The 22,380-nt window shown below is 50.7% G+C and carries 18 protein-coding genes; 7 read left to right on the top strand and 11 right to left on the bottom strand.

From position 1 onward, the window contains the following. Positions 1–1,068: trypsin-like serine protease (locus tag ACQY6F_RS13870; protein WP_428775186.1), on the top strand; the 1,068-nt coding region annotated here is incomplete at its 5' end. Positions 1,069–1,130: 62 nt separating this feature from the next. On the opposite strand, the gene add is transcribed toward ACQY6F_RS13870, so the two are convergent. From add to glnA, 6 genes are all read right to left on the bottom strand, one after another. Then, a complete protein-coding gene (gene add, locus ACQY6F_RS13865) occupies positions 1,131–2,135 on the bottom strand; it encodes an adenosine deaminase (RefSeq protein ID WP_428775185.1) in 1,005 nt (334 codons plus the stop codon). 97 nt (positions 2,136–2,232) lie between these two features. Then, on the bottom strand, positions 2,233–4,776 hold the full coding sequence (locus ACQY6F_RS13860) for an EAL domain-containing protein (protein ID WP_428775183.1): 2,544 nt from the start codon (positions 4,774–4,776) through the stop codon (positions 2,233–2,235). Between the two features lie 64 nt (positions 4,777–4,840). Further along, positions 4,841–6,244 carry a nitrogen regulation protein NR(I) gene (gene glnG / locus ACQY6F_RS13855; protein WP_428775182.1) on the bottom strand — a complete coding sequence of 468 codons (1,404 nt, stop codon included), beginning with the start codon at positions 6,242–6,244 and terminating at the stop codon, positions 4,841–4,843. Between the two features lie 27 nt (positions 6,245–6,271). Then, positions 6,272–7,318, bottom strand: a complete 1,047-nt coding sequence (gene glnL / locus ACQY6F_RS13850) for a nitrogen regulation protein NR(II) (RefSeq protein WP_428775180.1) — start codon at positions 7,316–7,318, stop codon at positions 6,272–6,274. A gap of 130 nt (positions 7,319–7,448) precedes the next feature. Next, positions 7,449–7,961: a DUF4124 domain-containing protein gene (locus ACQY6F_RS13845; RefSeq protein ID WP_428775178.1), complete on the bottom strand. Its 513-nt coding sequence runs from the start codon at positions 7,959–7,961 to the stop codon at positions 7,449–7,451. A 116-nt stretch (positions 7,962–8,077) separates the two neighbouring features. Continuing rightward, positions 8,078–9,487 (bottom strand): glutamate--ammonia ligase, encoded by a 1,410-nt coding sequence (gene glnA / locus ACQY6F_RS13840; protein WP_428775177.1) that lies wholly within the window; start codon positions 9,485–9,487, stop codon positions 8,078–8,080. A 508-nt stretch (positions 9,488–9,995) separates the two neighbouring features. Here glnA and typA point away from each other — a divergent pair. The 3 genes from typA to ACQY6F_RS13825 all read left to right on the top strand — a co-directional run bounded on the left by typA (position 9,996) and on the right by ACQY6F_RS13825 (position 13,695). Beyond that, on the top strand, positions 9,996–11,825 hold the full coding sequence (gene typA, locus ACQY6F_RS13835; RefSeq protein ID WP_428775176.1) for a translational GTPase TypA: 1,830 nt from the start codon (positions 9,996–9,998) through the stop codon (positions 11,823–11,825). Between the two features lie 82 nt (positions 11,826–11,907). Beyond that, on the top strand, positions 11,908–12,441 hold the full coding sequence (locus ACQY6F_RS13830) for an AAA family ATPase (protein WP_428775174.1): 534 nt from the start codon (positions 11,908–11,910) through the stop codon (positions 12,439–12,441). A 99-nt stretch (positions 12,442–12,540) separates the two neighbouring features. Next, positions 12,541–13,695, top strand: coding sequence for a chemotaxis protein (locus ACQY6F_RS13825; RefSeq protein ID WP_428775173.1), 1,155 nt, complete (start codon positions 12,541–12,543; stop codon positions 13,693–13,695). Between the two features lie 26 nt (positions 13,696–13,721). Here the strand turns inward: ACQY6F_RS13825 and ACQY6F_RS13820 are convergent, their stop codons facing one another. Then, complete coding sequence (locus ACQY6F_RS13820; protein WP_428775172.1) at positions 13,722–14,363, bottom strand: DUF2959 domain-containing protein; 642 nt, start codon at positions 14,361–14,363, stop codon at positions 13,722–13,724. A gap of 38 nt (positions 14,364–14,401) precedes the next feature. On the opposite strand from ACQY6F_RS13820, the gene ACQY6F_RS13815 reads away from it, so the two are divergent. Genes ACQY6F_RS13815 through ACQY6F_RS13805 form a run of 3 tightly spaced genes read left to right on the top strand, consistent with a single transcriptional unit; the run spans position 14,402 to position 16,727 of the window. Continuing rightward, positions 14,402–15,361 carry a virulence factor BrkB family protein gene (locus ACQY6F_RS13815; protein WP_428775171.1) on the top strand — a complete coding sequence of 320 codons (960 nt, stop codon included), beginning with the start codon at positions 14,402–14,404 and terminating at the stop codon, positions 15,359–15,361. Beyond that, positions 15,315–15,749: a D-aminoacyl-tRNA deacylase gene (dtd, locus tag ACQY6F_RS13810; protein ID WP_428775169.1), complete on the top strand. Its 435-nt coding sequence runs from the start codon at positions 15,315–15,317 to the stop codon at positions 15,747–15,749. The genes ACQY6F_RS13815 and dtd overlap by 47 nt, the downstream gene beginning before the upstream one ends. Before the next feature lie 57 nt (positions 15,750–15,806). Beyond that, on the top strand, positions 15,807–16,727 hold the full coding sequence (locus ACQY6F_RS13805; protein WP_428775167.1) for a YiiD C-terminal domain-containing protein: 921 nt from the start codon (positions 15,807–15,809) through the stop codon (positions 16,725–16,727). Between the two features lie 4 nt (positions 16,728–16,731). Here the strand turns inward: ACQY6F_RS13805 and ACQY6F_RS13800 are convergent, their stop codons facing one another. From ACQY6F_RS13800 to hslR, 4 genes are all read right to left on the bottom strand, one after another. Further along, entirely contained in the window at positions 16,732–18,648 is a 1,917-nt protein-coding gene (locus ACQY6F_RS13800) for an AsmA family protein (protein ID WP_428775165.1), read from the bottom strand. Positions 18,649–18,761: 113 nt separating this feature from the next. Continuing rightward, positions 18,762–20,390, bottom strand: coding sequence for a phosphoenolpyruvate carboxykinase (ATP) (gene pckA / locus ACQY6F_RS13795; protein ID WP_428775164.1), 1,629 nt, complete (start codon positions 20,388–20,390; stop codon positions 18,762–18,764). Positions 20,391–20,726: 336 nt separating this feature from the next. Beyond that, complete coding sequence (hslO, locus tag ACQY6F_RS13790) at positions 20,727–21,602, bottom strand: Hsp33 family molecular chaperone HslO (RefSeq protein WP_428775163.1); 876 nt, start codon at positions 21,600–21,602, stop codon at positions 20,727–20,729. A gap of 15 nt (positions 21,603–21,617) precedes the next feature. Next, positions 21,618–22,004 (bottom strand): ribosome-associated heat shock protein Hsp15, encoded by a 387-nt coding sequence (gene hslR, locus ACQY6F_RS13785; RefSeq protein WP_428775161.1) that lies wholly within the window; start codon positions 22,002–22,004, stop codon positions 21,618–21,620. Positions 22,005–22,380 lie beyond the last annotated feature (376 nt).

The raw sequence follows: 22,380 nt of genomic DNA, 5'->3' as shown, positions 1-22,380 counted from the left end.
CCGGATGACTTTACGCTCTATGATGTGGCTAAACCAAAAGAAATTTCAATTACAGCGAATTTGTTAGATTTAGCTGATGAAAATATTAAAGCAGAAAATTTATTTACAGTCACTCATGTAGTTATACATCCTGAATACAACCCCTTAAATACTACTAGTACTGACAGTAATGGTTTTAAGATGCTAGAAACTACCGCATATCAAAGTGACATTGCGTTGTTGTACCTCGACCGGGACCTATCTAATACTCCAATTAAGCTACCTGATTCTAGCATCTACAGTGAGCTACTGGCTCTTGAAGACGAATGGGATCCTGCGACTCGAAAAGAAAATGTAACTGTTGCGGGTTGGGGGGATGGTGAAATAGGTAATAGTGTACCTTTAGTACGAACCAGTATTGCTTTGCTGCCTTTGTCTGAGTGCTATACACGACTTGAAACCGCCGAGACATTACCAAAATACATTGCTTCTTCCGTCGATGTGACTAAGTTATGCACATTACCTAGTGAAATAATACCGGTAGGAGACCAACTGTATGGTAACGGTGCTTGTGTTGGTGATACGGGTGGCCCTCTGCTTTTTGAAAGGTTCAATTCCGACACTGGTATGAATGAAGTCATTCAAGTTGGGATTATTAGCGCTAGCCCGATTATCAATTCTGTTTGTAGCTCAGCAACTCTCCCTACCTGGTACACCAACGTAAATACCTACCTTGAGTGGATAGACAGCTATACCAGTGAAGCTCTGCCGCCTGAAGAGGTGATCATCAAGCCGGACTTTATGACTGCAGATGATCAGAGCCAGACTGATGGTTCCGATGGCACTGATAATACAGACAGCGGTAGCGGTGGAGATAACACGACCGATGGCAGTACCGTGGTCGATGAGTGCGAAAATAACCTGACGGTGGTGATTGACGGGGTGGAGACCGTACTGGGCTGCGACACAACTGCCAGTACTACGGCCAGCACCGATAATGGCAGCGGTGGTGGCGGACTCGGTATGGTTGGTCTGATGATGTTGGCATTTATCAGGTTGTTTAGACAGGTAAGTTCATTAAGACATTAACGGTAAACGGCTAGTAAGAAAAAGCCGATGCTTGGTGCATCGGCTTTACTGTTTTGAACGAATTAGCTTCGTCCTGCGACTTTATCTCTAAGTGCTTGTTTTTCTGCCTGAGAAATAAACGCCAACTCAAGGCCATTGATTTGCGCCTGGCGAATCTGCTGCTGGGACAGGCCGGCTTTTGGGGCTGCCTGATCGTATTCGAAAGGCAGTTCAATGCCTTCGACTGCCGGGTCATCCGTGTTGATACATGCCATCACCCCGTGTTCCAGGAAGGTTTTCAGCGGGTGGTTGGCCAGTGTATCAACAGTGCTGGTTTGTATATTGGACGTCAGGCAGGATTCGATACCAATTTTATGTTCGGCCAGGTAGTCCATCAGTTTGCTGTCGTGAATCGCTTTTACCCCGTGGCCAATTCGGCTCGCGCCCAATTGTTCAATCGCTTGCCACATACTTTCGGCGCCGGCGGCCTCACCAGCATGTACGGTGACATTCAGTCCGGCATCACGAACTTGTTTAAAGTGGCTGACAAAGCGGTCACCTGGCTGACCCAGTTCGTCACCGGCCAGGTCGACTGCGACGATATGGTCTTGCTGACTTAGAATCGCGTTCAATTCTTGCTGACAGGCGTCAGTACCAAAGGTACGGCTCATAATGCCGATTAGGTTGGCTTTCACGTTGAAGTCACGTACGCCGGCCTGAACTCCGTCAACGACCGCTTCGACCACACCTTCAACGGGCAATTTATGCTTCATAGCCATATAGTAAGGTGAAAATCGCAGCTCGGCATAATCGATTTGGGCGTTGAGGGCATCCTCGACGTTTTCGTATGCGACACGTCGACAGGCGTCCAGATCACCCAGTACCGCGACACCCCAATCCAGCTTGGACAAAAATGCAACCAGCGATGGTTCAGCTTCAACAATCTGAACGTGTGGTGTTAACGACTCGATATCATAGGCGGGTAAAGCAATGCCAAACTGTTGTCCCAGATCCAGGATGGTCTGGGTGCGAATATTGCCGTCCAGATGACGGTGTAAATCGGTTAATGGTAAGTTCTTGGTAATCATCTTTATCATCCCGCTGAAGCTATTTGGCTAAGTATAAAAACCAAACATGCAACTGTCAGCGGGCATAACGGCTAAAAAGGCCGATAACTGGTTTTATTTAATTCATGTTAACCAAATTTGTTGGCCATTGTTCGAATGGCATCGGGCGACCATATAGAAAGCCCTGGCCATTAGGACAGCCCAACTCGGTTAACATTTCTGCCTGATCCTGATTTTCTATCCCTTCCGCAACCAAATTGATATCCATGCTTCTGGTGACCTGTATGATGGCTGCCACTATCGATTGATGTAAATCTTGGCGATTCAACTTATCAACAAAGGTTTTATCGATTTTCAGACAATCGAATGGCAACCGGTGCAGATAGGCGAGAGAGCTGTACCCGGTACCAAAATCGTCAATTGCAATTTTTACCCCTAAATCACGAATGGCCTGCATATTACGGATAATCACATCATCGTTATCCACCAGGCGGGATTCGGTGATCTCCAAGGTCAGATTTCGGGCCGGGAGAGTGGTCTCTTCGAGTATTGATTGCAAGCTGTCGGTAAAGTCAGGCGTCATTAACTGGTTGACCGACAAGTTAACGTGTAGCTCAAATTCCTTCTGCCATTTGCCGATGGCAATGGCTGCCACGGCATCCTGGCAAGCCTGACGCAGAATCTGTTCGCCAATGTTGCCAATAAGGCCACGCTCTTCAGCGATGGGAATAAACTCCAGTGGTGGGATTAAGCCCTGATCGGTGGAAAGCCAGCGGGCGAGGGCCTCTGCTCCGGTAATCTCTCCTGTGGTCAGATCGACAATGGGTTGGTAGAAAGGAACGAACTGCTGCTGCTCCAGGGCGTCTTTTATTCGCGCCTGCATCTGGGTTCGCTGGCGAGAAACATCAGCCATCTCTGGTCGATAGCGGCTGATCCTACTAATTTTCTGCTTGGCGTTACTCAATGCAATACTGCCATCGCGCAGCCACAAGGTCATATTGTCGTGAGTTTCTTCCTGAACCAGTCCAATTGAGACATTGACCACTACGCTATCACCATGAATAGAAAATGGAGAAGCAAATACCTGCATGATCTGATTGGCAAACAAGGTGATCTGTTCGGCCGCCAGTGGCTTTGGCATGTAAATGGCAAATTCGTTGCCTCCGATGCGAGCCAGCATGGCGTCAGGACCAGAGAGAGATTTAAGTTGGTCGGCGACTAAAGTCAGCAGCTGATCACCCCGGTCATAGCCTAAGCTGTCATTGATATCACGAAATTTGTTGATGCCCACTACAATCAGATGGCCTTCAAGGCGCCCGAGTTTGTTGCACTGTTCAATCAGTCCCTCCCGACTGTAAAGCTTTGTCACTGAGTCGTAGAGCAGCTGGCTGCGCATCGCTTTGAACGAAGTCTGTAAGTTGTTGGTCATTTCGTTGAAAGCCCGCACTAGGATGTTGAGCTCCGAAATGTGGCCGGTTTTGGGAAGGGTACTGTTCCAGTCACCATTCGCCAGGTTTCTGGCGGCGCTAGCGGTAGCCCTAATCGGGGTAGTAATGCGGTTGATGGCAAACCAGCCGAGCAGAATCGCCAGTCCGCTCACACCAAGGCCGATGATCCAGCTGCTGTGCTGACTTTCGCGTACTTTGCCGACCAAATCGGATTCAGACAGAGTTACACCGATATACCAATTGAGGCCGAATGGATCACTAAACTCAGTCAGGTAAGCAAAGTACCGCTCACCGTCAAAGTAGTAGTTGAAGTGCAGAGGTAAATCGTCCAGCGGCAGTTGCTGGTTTTGCAGATATTCCGCGCCGGCTTTTATCACCGGATTGGCACTTTCAGTGGTAAGTAAGCGCTCACCTTGATCGGTAAGCTCAGTGCCCCAGGAGACGATGCTACTGGTGCTGGAGTGGGCCACTAAGCGGTTTTTTCGGTCAAATACATGAATCAACGCATTCGAGCGCTGCTTCAGCCGTCGCAGGAAGTGGTTAAAGGTATCGATTTTTATATCGGTGACTACTACTCCGGAAAATGCCTGTTTGTCGAACATCGGAGTTAATGCCGATAGAGTGATTTCCTGCCGTTCATCGACATTGGCGTAGATGGAAGACCACATCGGCTTGTACTGCTCCGCCACGGGTTGATACCAGGGGCGAGTACGAGGATCGTAGTTGTCGATAATCGACAATGGCTCACTGTCCTCAGAGTCGTTGCGGAAGATGACCAGTCGATTGCGGGTGCGGTCGTCTTGCAGCATCAGGGTCAGGTCGCCATCATGCTCCTTTCGAAAACCAACGTATTCGCCGCCGATACCGCCAAAACCGATCACATCCAACTGGGGAAGCTGGGGATACAGTTCCAGAAAACTCGAGCGAAAGTAGCGTTCAATCTGGCGGGTATCGCCACTGCGATAAAGTTGGTTAAACCCTATGCTGTGGCTCATCGCCAGACTGGCTTCATACGGCTGACTTAAGAAATCTTTCAGCTCCAAATTGACGTTAGCAGCCAGTGCTTTTAACTGTTTGCTACTGATATCCTGGATCATGGCTTCATAATTTAAGCTTTGGACATAGCCGATGATGCCCATCGCCAGAATAAACAGAATCACAAATGGCAGTATTATGACGCTACGCAGCGTCAGCCTGACTGAACTTCCAATCATTTTGTATTTACAGCTTTTTTTTAATTCCCTTATTGATATATTACTCGGAAATGCCAACTGACCTCTAGTAAAGTTCTTTCAATTTGCGGGTTAGAGTATTGCGTCCCCATCCAAGGACTTTAGCCGCATCCTGTTTATGCCCTTTGGTGTGATCCAGCGCAGCTTCCAGCAGGATTCGTTCAAACTCTGGCAGAGCATAGGACAGCAGCTCGGTTTCCCCGGTTGCCAACGCCTGTCTGGCCCAGTGTGAAAGCTTTTGCTGCCAGGTGATTTCGTCGGTGAATACCTGACTGTTTTTCTCTTCCAGTAATTCTGCGGGCAGGTCAGAAGGTAAGATTTCGCTACCGCTGGCCATCACAGTTAACCAGCGACAAATGTTTTCTAACTGACGTACGTTACCTGGCCAGTCCAATCGGGTGAGTGCGTCGACTGTGCTGGCGTGGAGGGTTTTGACATCTACAGCCAACTCTTCTGCCGCCAGGGCGAGAAAATGCAGTGCCAGCTTTTCAATATCCTGGCGGCGCTCACGCAAAGCCGGGATCTGAATACGGATGACGTTCAGGCGGTGGAATAAGTCCTCTCGGAAATCGCCTTTATGCACCAACTTTTCCAAATTCTGGTGTGTCGCCGCAACGATTCGGACATCAACCTTGATCGGTGAGTGCCCACCGACGCGGTAGAACTGACCATCAGCCAGCACGCGAAGTAAGCGGGTCTGAATATCCAGCGGCATATCGCCGATTTCATCCAGAAACAGGGTACCGCCGTTGGCCTGTTCAAAACGGCCCTGGCGAACATTATTGGCACCGGTAAAGGCACCTTTCTCGTGGCCGAACAGTTCGGATTCGATCAGATCTTTGGGGATCGCGGCCATATTCAACGCGATAAAGGGCTTACTGGCTCTCGGACTATGACGATGCAGCGCGTGTGCGACCAGTTCCTTACCGGTACCGGATTCACCGTTGATCAACACCGAAATGGAAGAGCGGGACAAGCGGCCAATGGCGCGGAATACTTCCTGCATCGCCGGTGCTTCACCGATAATTTCCGGTGCGTTCTGGGCGACATTGTCTTCTTTGGCCTGTTCGCGTTTCTGCTCTTGACTATGGGTGATGGCGCGCTCGACCAGCGTCAGGGTTTCATCGACGTCAAATGGCTTCGGCAGATATTCGAATGCCCCCTTTTGATAAGCATTCACGGCCGCATCCAGATCTGAGTGTGCGGTCATAATGATTACTGGTAGGTCAGGGCTGTTGGAATGCACTTGGTTCAGTAAGCTGATTCCGTCCATGCCGGGCATACGAATATCTGAGACCAACACATCGGGAGTTTCCCGCTCAAGGGCTAACAACACACTCTCCGCATCGGAAAAGGTCTCGCATTTTATGTTGGCCGACGACAAGGTCTTTTCCATTACCCAGCGGATGGAGCTATCATCGTCGACAACCCAAACGTATCCTTTACTCATGTTCTATTTCCTTTCGGCAACAAGTCTTTAAATTGGTAAATAAATGGTAAAAATAGTTCTACCTGGCCAGCTTTCGACGTCAATCTTGCCGTGGTGCTGGTCGATCAGGTTTTGTGAGATAGATAGTCCTAGCCCGGTGCCTCCTTCGCGGCCACTGACCATGGGATAGAACAGGGTGTCCTGCAGTTCCATCGGGATACCCGGGCCGTTATCGATCACTTCGATGCGCGCCGCCAGCTTATGGCGCTGACCATGGATATTGGCCTGGTGCACCGTTCTGGTGCGAATGGTGATTTTACCGCTCTCTTGCTGGGTCAGGATCTGGCCGGCGTTGCTGACGATATTGAGCAGCGCCTGTTCGATCTGATCCGGGTCCATCAGGATTTCCGGCAGGCTTGGATCATAGTCACGTTCAATAATCACCGAATGACCGACTTCCAGCTCAACCAACTGGCGCACTTTTTCCAAAATCAGGTGCAAGTTCTCCGGTTGTTTCTTACCCGGCTTTTGTGGCCCAAGCAGGCGATCCACCAAGGAACGCAGTCTGTCCGCCTGCTCGATAATAATCTGGGTATATTCAGCCAGGCTCTGGTCCGGTAGCATCCGCTCCAGTAACTGAGCCGCACCACGTAACCCTCCCAGCGGATTTTTGATCTCATGGGCCAATCCACGTACCAGCAGTTTGGCCGCCTGTTGTTGGGCATGCTGGTTGAGCTCCTGGCTGAGCCGGCGTTGCTGACCAATTTTGCGCATCTCGATCAGCAGCATCAGCTCGCGCTGCCAGGACAGCGGGCTGACGGTCACTTCCAACATCAGTGGCTTGCCATCGACGACAAAGGTGACGTCACTGTCGGTGATGCTCTGGCCGCTCTGCAGCGGCTGAGACAACAGTGCCAGATCCAACGAGGCATGCTGGATTAGGTGAGAAAGGGGCTGCTCAACAATCCGTTTGGCACTTTGCGAGAACAGCTGTTCCGCTGCCGGATTGGCATAGCGGACGATCAGGGCTTCGTCGAGAATTAAGGTCGCCGTTACTAAATTATTCAGAATTGTGCTGCTTAAATCGGTAGTCACTGGCCATTCCTTGCTTTGGTGTCAATATTGCGCACTATTTTGGTGCAACCATAATTGTCAGTATGGCGCAACCTATTCCATGGTGGAAGAAAAAGTCACTGAAAAGACCGTATAGCGGCAGTTCACCTCTTTATCGGATCGAGGCTCGATGCATATGCACCATTATTGTACTGGTAGATGCAATAACCTTGCCGTTAATTAGTAATTGAATCGTCAGGCTGTGACTGCCGCGATCCAGGTTGGTTATTTGCCACTGGCTAGCGGTGTCAGGCTGACGGTATGGTTGGCCATCTAGCAGTAGTTGTAATTGCTCGTCTTTGTTTAAGGGGCGTGACAAGTTAGCGACAACTAGCATATAGCCGGTATTATCGCGTAGGGTGGCATCATGCCTGGGCTGCTCAAATTGAATCGAGAGCGCGCTGCTGGCGGTATTCTCTGCTTCGGCCGCCGTCACTGCCGTTGCGGCCGCAGACCGTACTGGCGGATCGGCGATCTGTAACGTCTGAAAACGTGCATGCTGTGGTGGCACATCACTAAAATGGTGCACGCCGGATTCATCCGTCCAGCGGTAGATGGTCTGACATTGCGCGCTGGCTGGTACTGCGATACAAAGCAGTAAGATAAGCAGTAGGATTAGCTTCAAGTGACGCTCGATAGGGAAATGAACAGTTACGAGATAGCTTAGTAGTCGGCTATTTCTTGAGAGCAAAAAAAAAGGCCCGCCTGCGAGGCGAGCCTGATATATAGCTAAAGCTAAACTTATACAGAGTAGTACAATTCGAACTCTAGTGGGTGAGTAGACATGTTTACACGTTGTACGTCTTGTGATTTCAGAGCGATGTATGAATCGATGAAGTCATCAGAGAATACGCCACCAGCAGTCAGGAACTCACGGTCTGCATCCAGGTTTTCCAGTGCGTCTTTCAGTGAGTAAGCAACAGTTGGGATTTCCGCTGCTTCTTCTGCTGGCAGGTCGTACAGATCTTTATCCATCGCTTCACCTGGGTGGATCTTGTTCTTGATGCCGTCAAGACCAGCCATCAGCATAGCTGCGAATGCCAGGTATGGGTTCGCTGCTGGGTCACCGAAACGAACTTCGATACGGCGCGCTTTAGGGCTAGGAACCACTGGGATACGGATAGACGCTGAACGGTTACGGGCAGAGTAAGCCAGCATAACTGGAGCTTCAAAGCCAGGAACCAGACGCTTGTATGAGTTAGTTGCAGGGTTTGCAAATGCGTTGATCGCGCGAGCGTGCTTGATGATACCACCGATGTAGTACAGAGCCATTTCAGACAGACCGCCGTACTTGTCGCCAGCGAACAGGTTAACACCATCTTTCGCCAGAGATTGGTGAACGTGCATACCAGAACCGTTGTCGCCAACCAGTGGTTTAGGCATGAAGGTCGCAGTCTTACCAAACGCGTGTGCTACGTTGTGAACAACGTACTTGTAGATTTGGATCTCGTCGGCTTTAGTTGTCAGAGTGTTGAAACGAGTTGCGATTTCGTTCTGACCAGCTGTTGCTACTTCGTGGTGGTGCGCTTCAACAACCAGACCCATCTCTTCCATGATCAGACACATTGCTGAACGGATGTCTTGTGATGAGTCAACTGGAGCTACTGGGAAGTAACCACCTTTCACGCCAGGACGGTGACCTTTGTTACCTTCTTCGTAATCAGAACCTGTGTTCCACGCCGCTTCTACGTCGTCGATCTTGAAGAAAGAACCAGACATGTCTGTTGCGAATTTAACGTCGTCAAACAGGAAGAATTCTGGCTCTGGACCGATCAGAACCGTGTCTGCAACGCCGGTAGAGCGCATGTAGTCTTCAGCGCGCTTGGCGATAGAGCGAGGGTCACGGTCGTAACCTTGCATAGTTGCAGGTTCTAAGATGTCACAACGGATGTTCAGTGTTGCATCTTCGGTGAATGGGTCAAGCACAGCAGATGATGCGTCTGGCATCATTACCATGTCTGATTCGTTGATACCTTTCCAGCCAGCAACGGATGAACCATCGAACATTTTACCTTCTTCGAAGAAGTCTGCGTCGATTTGGTGAGCAGGAATAGAGATATGTTGCTCTTTACCTTTAGTGTCTGTGAAGCGTAGGTCAACAAACTTAACTTCGTTTTCTTGGATCAGCGATAAAACGTTTTCTACTGACATCTTGGATAACCTCCAGTGTTTAAAAAGCGGTAACGGCCAGAACGATTAAATTAATTCCGGCATTGATTAATGGTTTGAAACTTAATTAATCGATGCTTGATAACTTAATAGCCAAAACCGTGCCAAAAAAATTATTCCATTAATATCAATGTATTAAAAAGAAACTGTCTGTTTTGGGGCAATCGTTTGCACCAATTTGGATCTTTACTGCATCATATTGGTGCAATTGATAAGGTGCGCACCAAGATGAATCATAAATCGGCTTCCATTCAGCACGATCTGGGGGAAGTTTGTCAATCATGTTTTTTAGCTGGTTGGTTATAAATTGCCCTATATCAACTCTGTGCCATAATCAAACAGCGGCAAATTTTCAGAGTTTCAGATCACATATTTCTAGGTTTTTCGGCAAAATCTGGTACATTATTGACCGTTTTTTTAATCAACAAAGTTATGCCCCTGACTCGGTAGTCAAATAGGGCGACTTCTATATTCGAGTGAATCTAATTCCATGACGACTCCACAGATTGATAAATTGAGAAATATCGCGATCATCGCGCACGTTGACCACGGTAAAACCACCCTGGTGGATAAATTGCTGCAGCAATCGGGCACCTTAGAGTCTCGCGGTGAAGCTGAAGAGCGAGTCATGGACTCGAACGACATCGAGAAAGAGCGCGGCATCACTATCCTGGCGAAAAACACCGCCATCAACTGGAACGATTACCGCATTAACATCGTGGATACTCCTGGACACGCCGACTTCGGTGGCGAAGTTGAACGTATTATGTCGATGGTAGACTGCGTGCTACTGATCGTAGATGCGGTTGACGGCCCAATGCCACAAACCCGTTTCGTTACCCAAAAAGCTTTTGCACACGGTCTGAAACCTATCGTCGTAATCAACAAGATCGACCGTCCGGGCGCACGTCCTGACTGGGTTATGGACCAAGTGTTCGACCTGTTTGACAACCTGGGTGCTTCTGACGAGCAGCTCGACTTCCAAGTGGTTTACGCGTCAGCGCTAAATGGCTGGGCTTCTCTGGAAGAGGGCGAAACCGGTGCAGACATGGAACCGCTGTTCCAGACTATCGTCGACGTGGTGGATGCACCAAACGTTGACCTGGACGGCCCACTGCAGATGCAGATTTCTCAGCTGGACTACAGCTCTTACGTTGGCGTTATCGGCGTTGGCCGTGTAACGCGTGGTACGGTGAAACCAAACCAACAGGTTACCGTCATCGGTGCCGATGGCAAAACCCGTAACGGTAAAGTCGGTACCGTTCTTGGCTACCTGGGTCTGGAGCGTCATGACGTAGACCAGGCAACGGCGGGCGACATTATCGCCATTACCGGTCTGGGTGAGCTGAAAATCTCTGACACCATCTGTGCGCAGAACGCCGTAGAAGCACTCCCAGCGCTGTCGGTTGATGAACCTACTGTAACCATGACCTTCCAGGTCAATACCTCACCATTCGCAGGTAAAGAAGGTAAGTTTGTCACTTCACGTAACATTCTTGAGCGCCTGGAAAAAGAACTGGTACACAACGTGGCCCTGCGCGTTGAGCAAACTGACGATCCGGATAAATTCCGCGTATCAGGCCGCGGTGAGCTTCACCTGTCAATCCTGATCGAAAATATGCGTCGTGAAGGCTTCGAACTGGCGGTATCTCGTCCGGAAGTGATCATCAAAGAAGAAGATGGCCAGCTGATGGAACCGTTTGAAACGGTCACCATCGATGTGATGGAAGAGCACCAGGGCGGCATCATGGAGAACATCGGCCTGCGTAAAGGTGAGCTAAAAGACATGTCTCCAGACGGTAAAGGCCGCGTACGTATGGACTTTAGCATGCCTTCTCGTGGTCTGATCGGCTTCCAGACGGAATTTATGACCCTGACTTCCGGTTCTGGCCTGCTGTACCATACCTTTGACCACTACGGTCCTCACAAAGGCGGTAACATAGGTCAGCGTAATAACGGCGTACTGATCGCCAACGCTGCCGGTAAAGCACTAACCAACGCGCTGTTTAACCTGCAGGAACGTGGTCGTCTGTTCATCGGTCACGGTGTGGAAGTGTACGAAGGCATGGTGATCGGTATTCACAGCCGTGACAACGACCTGACCGTAAACGCATTGAAAGGTAAACAGTTGACCAACGTTCGTGCATCGGGTACCGATGATGCGCAGGTTCTGACTCCGCCAATCACCATGACGCTGGAACAAGCGCTGGAATTTATTGATGACGACGAGCTGGTCGAAGTTACACCGGAAAGCATCCGTATTCGTAAAAAATTCCTGACGGAAAGCGACCGTAAGCGTGCTTCACGTGCAGCGAAATAATCTGCGTTAACGGATTAGATTAGCTATAAGCCCCGGGTCATGCTCGGGGCTTTTTGTATTTGATCGATAAGGGAACAGTAATATGCAGCCAATTGTCATTACCGGCGGGCCGGGGGCGGGGAAAACCACGCTCCTTACCGCGTTAGGTCAGTTGGGTTACGCGACTTTTGCAGAAGGCTCACGAACACTGATAGAGCAACAAAGTTCGCTGGAGCACGGCATTTTACCCTGGACCAATCTGCCCGAATTTGCCAGGTTATGTCTGGCGTTGATGGCGGAGCAGAAGCGTAGTGCGAGCCAGTATCAGGTCGCGTTTGTCGATCGGGCTATTCCTGACATCCTGGCTTACTTAGAGCTGGGCGGATGTCAGGCGTTGCCAGGTATGATTGAGGCCAGCGCCGGCTATCACCGCCAGGTGCTTGCTTGTCGACCCGAAGCTTCGATTTACGTCCAGGATGCGGTGCGCCCCCATAGTTTTGAGGAGGCACTGCAAATCCACCATAGCTTAGTTAACGTCTACACCAAACTGGGTTATCAAGTGGTGGAAATACCTTGGGGCACGGTGCCTGAGCGGGTTGAATTTGTTTGCCAGGTGGCAGCAATCAACAACCAGTGAACAGTGAGTGACGTTTGGTTAACGGGATTTTCAGCCTAAGTACAAAACTGAGTTTATTCTTATAGAGGAGCGAGATAACTTTTTGACTTAAGGTAAGTAATGTACATGCACCGACTGCAACGTTTGATGTGGGTTTATCTGGTTATTGGCCTGGCGGGTTGCTCGTTATTGGAAGTGAAGATCGAGAGCCAAACCGTGCCACTGACCAAACAAGAGCTGAATATGCGTACTCTGACGCGAGACTATGCGCAGCAATTTTTTGCTCAGGTGGAGCTGGCCGCCGATGCATTGCAAGATCAGTATGATGCCAATGACACTCTCAAGCAGTCGTATATTCTGCTGTGGAAAATCAATGCCTTTGAAGGGATGCAGTCTTCCGCCTATCAGGTCTCACCGATGGCATCGTTGATTGATTCGTGGGTGTTCAGTCAGCAAATGGCGCAGTTTTACAGCCAGGGTGCCGGTGAGACGCTGTTTGATTCCGCTGAAGCCTGGCAGGTGGCGCTGCATTTGAATCAGGAGATCGACAAGCTGGCTCAATCGGTGTTAGAACGCGATGTGTACCAAAACAGCCAGCAGTTTGTCGCCCAGTTTGTGCAGCGTAATCCGTTTGAGGACTTGGGTATGGCCCGGGCTCCTGCATATCGAGCCTGGTTAGAAGCCAACCAACTCAGCGTGGAGGATGTCGTAACCACCCACGGTACCATGCCGGAAGCCATGGGGGATATGTCGGACCGCTTGAGTCTGGCCTCTGAGCAGATGCCGAAAGTCATAACCTGGAAAGCGCAATTGCTGGCGCTACATAGCTCTGACAGCATTGAGCAACTCAATTCTACCTTGGACAGCCTCAAAGTTGCCTCTGCTTCGTTAAAGGATTTTATTGATAACAATCCTGAGTATATGGCCAATTTAGCCGAACAGATGGCCGTTAGCCTGCAGCCGTTGGTGGATGATATCGATCTGAAAACCTCGCAGCACCTGTCGCAACTGAGCGAAGAACGTCAGGCGCTGGAAGTTATGGTTGCGCGCGAGCGCAGTGAAATCGCCCAGATTATCGATAGCGAGCGAGACAAACTGACCCAAGACTTAGATCGCCTCTCTCAACAGCTGGTTAACCTGGCGATGGATAAGCTGATCGAACTGGTGAAAAGCAGCATCATCTATTTTATCGCCTTTTTTATCGTAATCTTTTTAGCGCCATTAATACTTGGCTACGCGCTGGGTAAACGCGCGGCCGTGCGGGCCGACAATTGAGCTTGCAAGCCGGGCGCCGCAAAGACTCAAGACGCGTTGAGCTTAGCTAAGAATTTATCGGATTCGGCAATCGCCTGATTCATGTCACTGATGGCATACTGGATTTGCCGTTCCAGATTACTGAACTCTCCCTGTAGCGCACCAACGGTACGGGCATTAAGGTTATGTTTTAAATACAGGGTGTTATCTCGCAAGGTATTGAGCACCGGGGTCATCTTTTGTTCGGCCTGTTTCATTGCCAGCAACATTTTTTGGTACGAGTTGCGGGTAGCGGTCAGTTTGCGCTCACTGTCCCGGCGCAAGCTTCGATTGGTGTACAGTTGCAGTTCAGACTGCCACTCGTCAAACAGCGCCTCAGACACATCTTCAATCGCGGCGATGCGGTCGCGCACGGTTTGTGCTGCCGCTTCACTGTCCTGATAGCGATCATTAATCCGCTCATACATGGCTTCCAGATCGCCACCCTGATAGCCGGTTAACTCGCTCAGGGCTTCCAGGGCACTGGAAAATTCCTGTTGGGCATCCTGCTGGGACTGTTTGGCGTCTTCGACCCGATCGACCATGATGTCTCGTTTGTGGTAGCCGACTTTTTCCATTGCGGAGTAATAAGCCGACTGACAACCGGTTAAAGTCAGGATTGAGAGAGCAATCACCAGCAAATAGCGCATTAGGCTTTCCTTTTTATTACAATCAATTAATAGTTAGGATGAATCACTTATTACGGAGTTACAAGTTGAAATTGGAACTGCTTGCCCGGCTGACTGTGGCTTATGCTGAATATCTGCTGGCGCGAATTCGCCACGACAGGATCACCATCAGCGCGGGTTATCTGGCCTACATAACTTTGCTATCGATCGTGCCTATGCTAACCGTGCTGGTGTCGGTACTGAGTTCATTTGCCATTTTCGAGAACGTCAGTGAAGTGGTACAAAATTTTGTGATTAATAATTTTGTCCCGGCCGCCGGTGAAGCGGTCGGTCAGGCACTGACGGAATTTGTCGCCAATACCGGCCGAATGACGGCCGTCGGCGGTGCATTTTTGTTTGTCGCCGCGCTGATGCTGATTTCCAATATCGACAGTAATCTTAACTTTATCTGGCGGGTGAAAACCAAACGCCGCCGGGTATTTTCCTTCTCTATGTATTGGATGGTGTTGACACTGGGTCCGATCATGGTCGGAGCCAGCATCGCCGCCACCTCTTATCTGACGTCCCTGAAAATGCTGGAGAGCGAAACCCTCACCGGGGCGTTTAACCTGTTGCTGCGTTGGTTACCGCTGATCTTATCGTTTTTTGCCTTCGTCGGCCTCTATCTGCTGGTACCGAATAAGAAAATTCGCTTCTCCCACGCCATGCTTGGGGCGCTGGTCGCCGCGCTGTTGTTTGAAGGCAGTAAGCGTGGATTTGCCGCTTATATTACTCACTTTCCTTCCTACCAGATGATTTATGGTGCCCTGGCGGCGATTCCCATCCTGTTTGTCTGGGTCTATCTGTCCTGGATAATTGTACTGCTGGGGGCCGAAGTGACGGCTGCCCTGGGGGAACGGGAACAGTGGAGCGGCGAAGCAAAAGTGGTACACTCTGCGCCAGACCAGCAACATCAGAGTAAAGGAAGTCAGAGTGATAGCACTGATTCAGCGAGTGAGCGAAGCGGCCGTCAAGGTTGAAGGTGAAATTGTAGGGGAAATAGAACGCGGACTGTTGGTGCTGCTCGGCGTTGAAAAAGGCGACGACGAAGCTAAAGCGAAACGTTTGATGGAACGGGTGACAACCTACCGGGTGTTTGAGGACCAGGAAGGAAAAATGAACCTCAATGTACAGCAGGTTGATGGTAAAGTACTGGTGGTTTCTCAGTTTACTTTACCCGCAGACACCAAAAAGGGTACCCGGGCCGGCTTTTCCCGTGGCGCGCACCCGGCCGATGCCGAGCGCCTGTATGACTATTTCTCAGATTTATGTGCGCAAGTCTTGCCAACGGAACGGGGCAGATTCGCCGAGGATATGAAAGTGTCACTGGTCAATGACGGACCGGTGACATTTTGGCTTCAGGTATAACAACAGAGCGGGCGTTTGGTCTGGTGACCGGCGCCGACTAGGTTAGGGATAACATCTATGCTTAAGTTGATCACACCGAAAACAGATAATCAGCTCAACAAGTATTTCCATTTTCGCTGGCAAATGCTGCGTGAGCCGTGGCGGATGCCGATCGGTTCAGAGCGCGATGAATACGATCAGATGAGCCACCACCGGATGATAGTGGATGGTCGTGGCCGGCCACTGGCGATCGGCCGTTTGTATATCACCCCGGACAATGAGGGCCAGATCCGCTTTATGGCGGTGAAAGGCAATCAGCGCAATAAAGGCATGGGCTCGTTGCTGTTGGTGGCGCTGGAATCTCTGGCGCATCAGGAGGGCGCCAAACGTCTGGTGTGTAACGCCCGCGAGGATGCCATCTCTTTTTACAGCAAAAACGGCTTTGAGCGCCGCGGATCGCTGACTGATGAACGCGGGCCGGTGCGCCATCAGCAGATGGTCAAGCAACTCGACCCGATGGCCAACGTGCTGCGCAAGCCGGAATGGTGCAGCGAGCTGCAACAGCGCTGGGAACAGCAGATCCCGATTAGTGACAAAATGGGCATTAAAATTAACCAGTACAACGGTTACCAGTTTGAGTGCAGCGCCCAGCTCAACCCGAATCTAAATCCGCACAATACCATGTTTGCCGGCTCTGCCTTTACCCTGGCAACGTTGACTGGCTGGGGGATGACCTGGCTGCTGATGAAAGAACGCGGGCTGAACGGGGACATCGTACTGGCCGACAGCCGGATCCGCTACCGTCACCCGGTGGAGCAGAGCCCGATCGCGTCTACCTCACTGGATGGGATCAGCGGCGATCTGGATCGGCTGGCTCAGGGGCGCAAAGCGAGGATCGTCATCAACGTCAAAATTGCCAGTGGAGACGTCGAGGCGGTGGAGTTTATTGGCACCTATATGTTAATACCGGACTATCAGCGCATGATCGGCACCGAGTAGCCGGTCACTCGCGATCTGAGCAAAGTGGCTCAGCGGTGATAGTGCCCGTCAGCAGATCCAGTTGCTGAAGCTGACAGGGCTGCTTTATGTTCAGTTGCACCTGGCTGCTGCTCAGCTCCACCAAATCAACCGCCATTTGTAACTGGCCGGTCAATTCCGGCCCGCTGATATTGCCGCCGCTGGCGGTAATCATCCCGCGTTTGGCGCGCAACTGCAGGCTATCCAGCTCCAGCGGCAGCACCAGGCTGTGGGTGAGCTGCGGTTGGCTGTCCTGGGCGATCAGTGTGGCTTCACGCAGGCCGACGGTCGCTTTGCCATTGAGCGAATGGGCGAACAGCGGGTAATTGCCCGAAAAGCCCGCTCCGCTGGCTTCAAGGTCGAGTAGGGCGGATAGTTCGAGGTATTCCGGCAGCCAATTACTCACCAGTTCGGTCGGGAAGCCATCCAGATGCAGATCCAGTTGCCAAGGCTGGTTGGCCTGACCGCGCTGCCAGTGTCCGGAGGCATCCAGATACCCCTGCTCCAGCGGGATCATCAGCCTGTCCAGATACCAATCGCCATTGTCCGCATGGCTTTCCATTACCGATTGGGTTGCCCGCCACTGGTCGTAGCTGGCGCTGTTAACGGTGATTTCCGCTTTACCCTGCCACAGGCCCGGCTGGTCGTTTCTAATCAGTTCCAGCTGTTGGCCGTCAATATACAGCCCCGACAGTTGCCAGTAGGGTGACTGATTCAGCTGAATAAACTGGCTGTTGTGCACATCCAGTCGGTCAACGGTGAACTGGCTTGGCAGTGATAACGGTAACTCGGGCAGTTCAGCCGGCTCGCCAAGCCATTTAACTCCATCCAGACTGAGTTGCTTTAGCCCGATACTTTCTGGCGTAATTGTCCCGCTCAACTGCAGACGTCCCTGCAACAGGTCGGTATCGAACTCTTCAATGTGAATGCCGCCATCCAGGCTCAGGCGTGCCCTGGGGGAAACCAGCTGCAATTCTCCCCAGTTCAGGTTATCGGCTTCAAATGAGAGGTAGCCGTCGCTCTGTTGCCACAGTGAGTGGTCGAGGGTGATATTTTCCAGAGAAGCATCGAGGTTATTTACCGTCAGCTCACCGAGTTGCAGGCTGGATGACAGCAGATCCAGACTGTTGATGTGCTGCACGCGCTGGTTGAGTTCAGCCAGACTCTGTTGCAGCAGCGTCAGCGCTTGCTGATCCAGCTTCAGCTTGCTGGCGGTGACGTTGATCAGTGACCAGCCGTCCGGATACTGCTCTGCCTGGCCAGACAGTTCGCTGCCACGCCACTGGAAAGAAAAGCCATAAATGGTGCTGTCAGCTGGTTTAAACTGGCCATCGATCAGCAGCTTATTGAAGGCTTGCCCCCTTAAATACAGCTGTTCACTGCTGAGTTGTATCGCGCCATACGGCAGCTTCTGGTCAGCCGATTGCCATTCGGGCTGGCGGATCTGCAGGTTGGCGTCGCGCAGCACGACATCGCCGATGGCCAGGTCAAAATGCCTGAGCGCGATTTGCTCTACTTCAATTTGGTCAGTCAGTTGGCCCAGCGCGGGGAGTTGGCGAAGATTAACACCGTCGACAAGCACGCTGTTTAATTGCCAGCGGCCGGCAGACCAAACCTGGGGGCTGGCCCATAGGTCAATTTGCGGCAGATACCAAGTGTTGTCTGATGTTGGCTGTTGAGATACTTCTGGTTTGGGTAGCTGAATCGAGACGCCGTTTAGCGTCAGGTGCCAGGGGAACTGATAGCGCACCTGCTCAATGCGAACCTTCTCCATCCCGGAGTGGTGCAAAACCAGATTGACCATGGATGTTGCAGCGGGAGTGGTTAAGGTAATCACCACACCGGCCATAGCGACAATAACGATGGCAGACAGTGACAACAGGATGATTACGATTTTTTTCACGCGGCATTTCTCTCATCAGACTTTAGGGCTTAAGAGTGAAACAATTTATGGGTGGGTTCAATAAAAAAGCCCCTCAAAAGAGGGGCTTGACGTGATTTTTCCGTGCGGGTCACTTAATCCAGCTGTGGGCCAGCTGAAACCAGTGCCTTACCTTCGTCATTATCAGTGAACTTGTTGAAGTTGTAGATAAACCGTTCGGCTAGATCTTTGGCTCTGCTTTCCCATTGCAGTGGGTCGATATAAGTTTCACGAGGATCCAGGATATCCGGATCAACGCCAGGCAGAGCCGTTGGCACTTCCAGGTTAAAGATAGGGATCTGCTTGGTAGGCGCCTGTTCAATGGAACCATCCAGAATTGCATCAATGATGCCGCGGGTGTCCTGAATTGAAATCCGTTTACCTGAACCGTTCCAGCCGGTATTCACCAGGTAGGCTTCTGCGCCAGCGGCTTCCATTCGTTTCACCAGTACTTCTGCGTACTGAGTCGGGTGCAGGGTCAGGAAGGCTGCGCCGAAGCAGGAAGAGAAGGTTGGCGTTGGTTCAGTGATGCCACGCTCAGTACCGGCCAGTTTGGCGGTAAAGCCAGACAGGAAGTGGTACTTGGTCTGCTCAGGAGTCAGTTTAGAAACCGGTGGTAGTACGCCGAATGCATCCGCTGACAGGAAGATAACTTTGTTGGCGTGACCGCCCTTGGATACTGGTTTAACAATGTTATCGATATGGTAAATCGGGTAAGAAACCCGGGTGTTCTCAGTTTTGGAGCCGTCGTTAAAGTCAATAGAATGATCAGGGCGTACAGTGACGTTTTCCAGCAGTGCATCGCGGCGAATCGCGTTGTAAATGTCTGGCTCAGCTTCTTTCGACAGGTTGATGGTTTTCGCGTAACAACCGCCTTCAAAGTTAAACACGCCGTCGTCGTCCCAGCCGTGCTCATCATCGCCGATCAGCGCGCGTTTCGGATCGGTAGACAGGGTGGTTTTACCGGTACCAGACAGGCCGAAGAATATGGCGACATCGCCGTCTTTACCCATGTTGGCAGAGCAGTGCATTGACGCAATACCCTGCAGCGGCAGGAAGTAGTTCATCATCGCGAACATACCCTTTTTCATCTCGCCGCCGTACCAGGTACCGCCGATCAGCTGCATTTTCTCGGTCAGGTTAAACACAGTGAAGTTTTCCGAGTTCAGCCCCTGTTCCTGCCAGTGGTCGTTAGTGCATTTTGCACCGTTCATCACCACAAAATCCGGTTTGAAATCGACCAGTTCTTCGTCGGTTGGGCGAAGGAACATGTTTTTGACGAAATGTGCCTGCCAGGCCACTTCAGTGATCACGCGAATCGCAAGACGCGTATCCGGGTTAGCACCACAGTAACCGTCAATCACAAACACCCGTTTGCCAGACAGCTGCTTGGTGACCTGCCGTTTCAGATCATTCCAGATTTCCTGACTGATAGGTTTGTTGTCGTTTTTCACTGAATCAGATGTCCACCACAGAGTGTCGCGGGTTGTGTCATCTAATACTATGTATTTGTCTTTTGGTGAGCGTCCGGTGAAGATGCCCGTGTCGACAGCGACAGCACCCAGCTCGGTGACTATGCCTTTTTCATAGCCTTCCAGGTCTGGTCGGGTCTCTTCTTCAAATAGCTGCTCGTAGCTAGGGTTACGGATAACCTCAGCGACGTCAGTCAGCCCGTGTTGGGTAAGATCGAGTGTTGCAGCCTTAGTGTGTTCCATAACGGTCATAGGTGCTCCTTGTAGGGATATTTTGTAGGGATTTTTAATATTTTTAATTTGTTATCTGCTCACCATGCTAGCAACGGGGTGGGGACAAAACAGGGAGTTAGTTCAAAATTTGACCATGCCTGGATTGTGGTTACTGCTTACCCGTCACACTGTGGTTTGGCTAGTGTATCGCGTGCGGAATCCTTTCTGCTAGGGCCGGAGAGATTATTAATCGACTAAAATTAAGGCGTGATTTAATTACGACGAATGCGGCGATAAAAGCCGTACAGATCACAAAAAGGCCAGCATCATGCTGGCCTTTTGTGGGTAAATTACGTGGTTGATAATTTGTATAAATTAATGCACCGTTTTGTTGCCACTATCTGTCTGCAAAAACAGCTGTTCTACTTCAGGTTGGTCAAAGCTATAGGTGGTTCCGCAGTAATCACAGTGCAGTGAAACCTGACCTTCGTGGGCAAGGATGTCATTAATTTCCGCTTTATCGACGGTAACGATGGCGGCCGCACTGCGCTCGCGCGAACAGCCGCAGTAAAATTCGACTGGCTGGGCAGGGAACAGGCGTACTTTTTCCTGGTTATACAGGCGGTACAGCAATTCCTGAGCTTCAAGACTGAACAACTCCTCGTCTTTAACAGTGTCAGTCAGTTTCTCCAGATGTTCGAAATCATCCGGCGAGCCGGTACCATCAGGCATCACCTGAATCATCATGCCGGCCGCATGGGCCTTATTCTGATGGCTGCCGGTACGAATCCACAGCCGGGTTTTCAGCTGCTCTGATTTGGCGAAATAACCTTCCAGAACCTCTGCCAGTGAGTCACCTTCCAGGCCGACGACACCTTGGTAGCGCTCGCCTTGTTTAGGTTCAATGGTGATCACCAGGTAACCCTTGCCCATCAGTTGATGCAGGTCGGCATCGTCGGCGATGTCGCCTTCCCAGCGAGCAACTCCGCGCAGCTTCTGCTGATGGTCGCCATTGATAACAGCCAGTGACACCGGGCCGTCTCCCTGCAGCTGCATGGTGATCGAACCTTCAAATTTCAGCGTGGCGGTCAGCAGGCTGGTGGCGACCAGCAATTCGCCCAGCAGTTTTTCAATCGCTTGCGGGTAATCTTTATTTGCAATCACATGCTGGTAAGCATCGCTCAATTGCACCAGTTCGCCTCGTACGGACAATTCTTCGAACAAGTAGCGATTTAAAACATTGTTTGCCATTTCGGACACTCCAGCTTATTGATGTTTGAACTTAATGATGTCGCGACGCTGTTTTTTATCCGGGCGTCGGTCTGGGCTTGGATTATGAGCGTGCAATTTACGTTGCATCGCATGGGCTTCGCGTTTCGCGACACTTTCGTCGGTTTCGCGGTATAAGGTTTGCGCCTCTGGTGCGCCGCGCCGCTGAGCAGAGATTTGCTCAATAACGACGGTTTTTTCCTCGTTACCCTGGCGCAGGGTAATCACGGCACCCAACTCAACAATTTTACTCGGCTTGGAGCGTTGACCATTATAATGGACTTTACCGCCATCGACCATATTACGCGCCAGTGAGCGAGTTTTGTAAAAGCGAGCGGCCCACAGCCATTTATCCAGTCGAACCGCTTCGGCATTGGAACCCATTTTGAAAATAAACCTCTAACCAGATTGCATTTAGCTGCCATAATAGATGTGGTAACAATGGTGACTCAGCGCTGATTTTTCAAGCGAGATCGAAAAATACAATGTTATACAATTGTCAGTTCAGGGCTGTGGTATATTGAATCTATATCAAAATAAATAGATTACTAAACTGATACACTCACCAGTCTTACTTGCAAGTGATTAGTTTTACAGGTAATTATTCATATTTCGCATGTTTAAGAAGTGATTCTTAACCTAAAGATCAACCAGGGACAGACGATTGAGCCGGATTACTTTGAACCCGCAGCTAGGGTTCGACCCTCTAGTTAAATTAAAACAGTATCAGCCTCAGTTGAGTTGGGCACTGACGCTGTTG

The organism is Vibrio sp. (genome assembly GCF_050299255.1).
In the GTDB taxonomy this organism is placed as follows: Bacteria; Pseudomonadota; Gammaproteobacteria; order Enterobacterales; family Vibrionaceae; genus Vibrio.
Note: the sequence above shows the minus strand (reverse complement) of the source record. Positions and strands in the feature narration are given on the sequence as shown.

Coding starts and splice junctions, on each gene's coding strand:
- ACQY6F_RS13815 (WP_428775171.1), top strand. CDS start 14,402: ATGAATCACTTATTACGGAGTTACAAGTTGAAATTGGAACTGCTTGCC.
- hslO (WP_428775163.1), bottom strand. CDS start 21,602: ATGGCAAACAATGTTTTAAATCGCTACTTGTTCGAAGAATTGTCCGTA.
- glnG (WP_428775182.1), bottom strand. CDS start 6,244: ATGAGTAAAGGATACGTTTGGGTTGTCGACGATGATAGCTCCATCCGC.
- glnA (WP_428775177.1), bottom strand. CDS start 9,487: ATGTCAGTAGAAAACGTTTTATCGCTGATCCAAGAAAACGAAGTTAAG.
- ACQY6F_RS13820 (WP_428775172.1), bottom strand. CDS start 14,363: ATGCGCTATTTGCTGGTGATTGCTCTCTCAATCCTGACTTTAACCGGT.
- ACQY6F_RS13860 (WP_428775183.1), bottom strand. CDS start 4,776: ATGATTGGAAGTTCAGTCAGGCTGACGCTGCGTAGCGTCATAATACTG.
- ACQY6F_RS13805 (WP_428775167.1), top strand. CDS start 15,807: ATGCTTAAGTTGATCACACCGAAAACAGATAATCAGCTCAACAAGTAT.
- typA (WP_428775176.1), top strand. CDS start 9,996: ATGACGACTCCACAGATTGATAAATTGAGAAATATCGCGATCATCGCG.
- ACQY6F_RS13830 (WP_428775174.1), top strand. CDS start 11,908: ATGCAGCCAATTGTCATTACCGGCGGGCCGGGGGCGGGGAAAACCACG.
- add (WP_428775185.1), bottom strand. CDS start 2,135: ATGATTACCAAGAACTTACCATTAACCGATTTACACCGTCATCTGGAC.
- hslR (WP_428775161.1), bottom strand. CDS start 22,004: ATGGGTTCCAATGCCGAAGCGGTTCGACTGGATAAATGGCTGTGGGCC.
- ACQY6F_RS13825 (WP_428775173.1), top strand. CDS start 12,541: ATGTACATGCACCGACTGCAACGTTTGATGTGGGTTTATCTGGTTATT.
- pckA (WP_428775164.1), bottom strand. CDS start 20,390: ATGACCGTTATGGAACACACTAAGGCTGCAACACTCGATCTTACCCAA.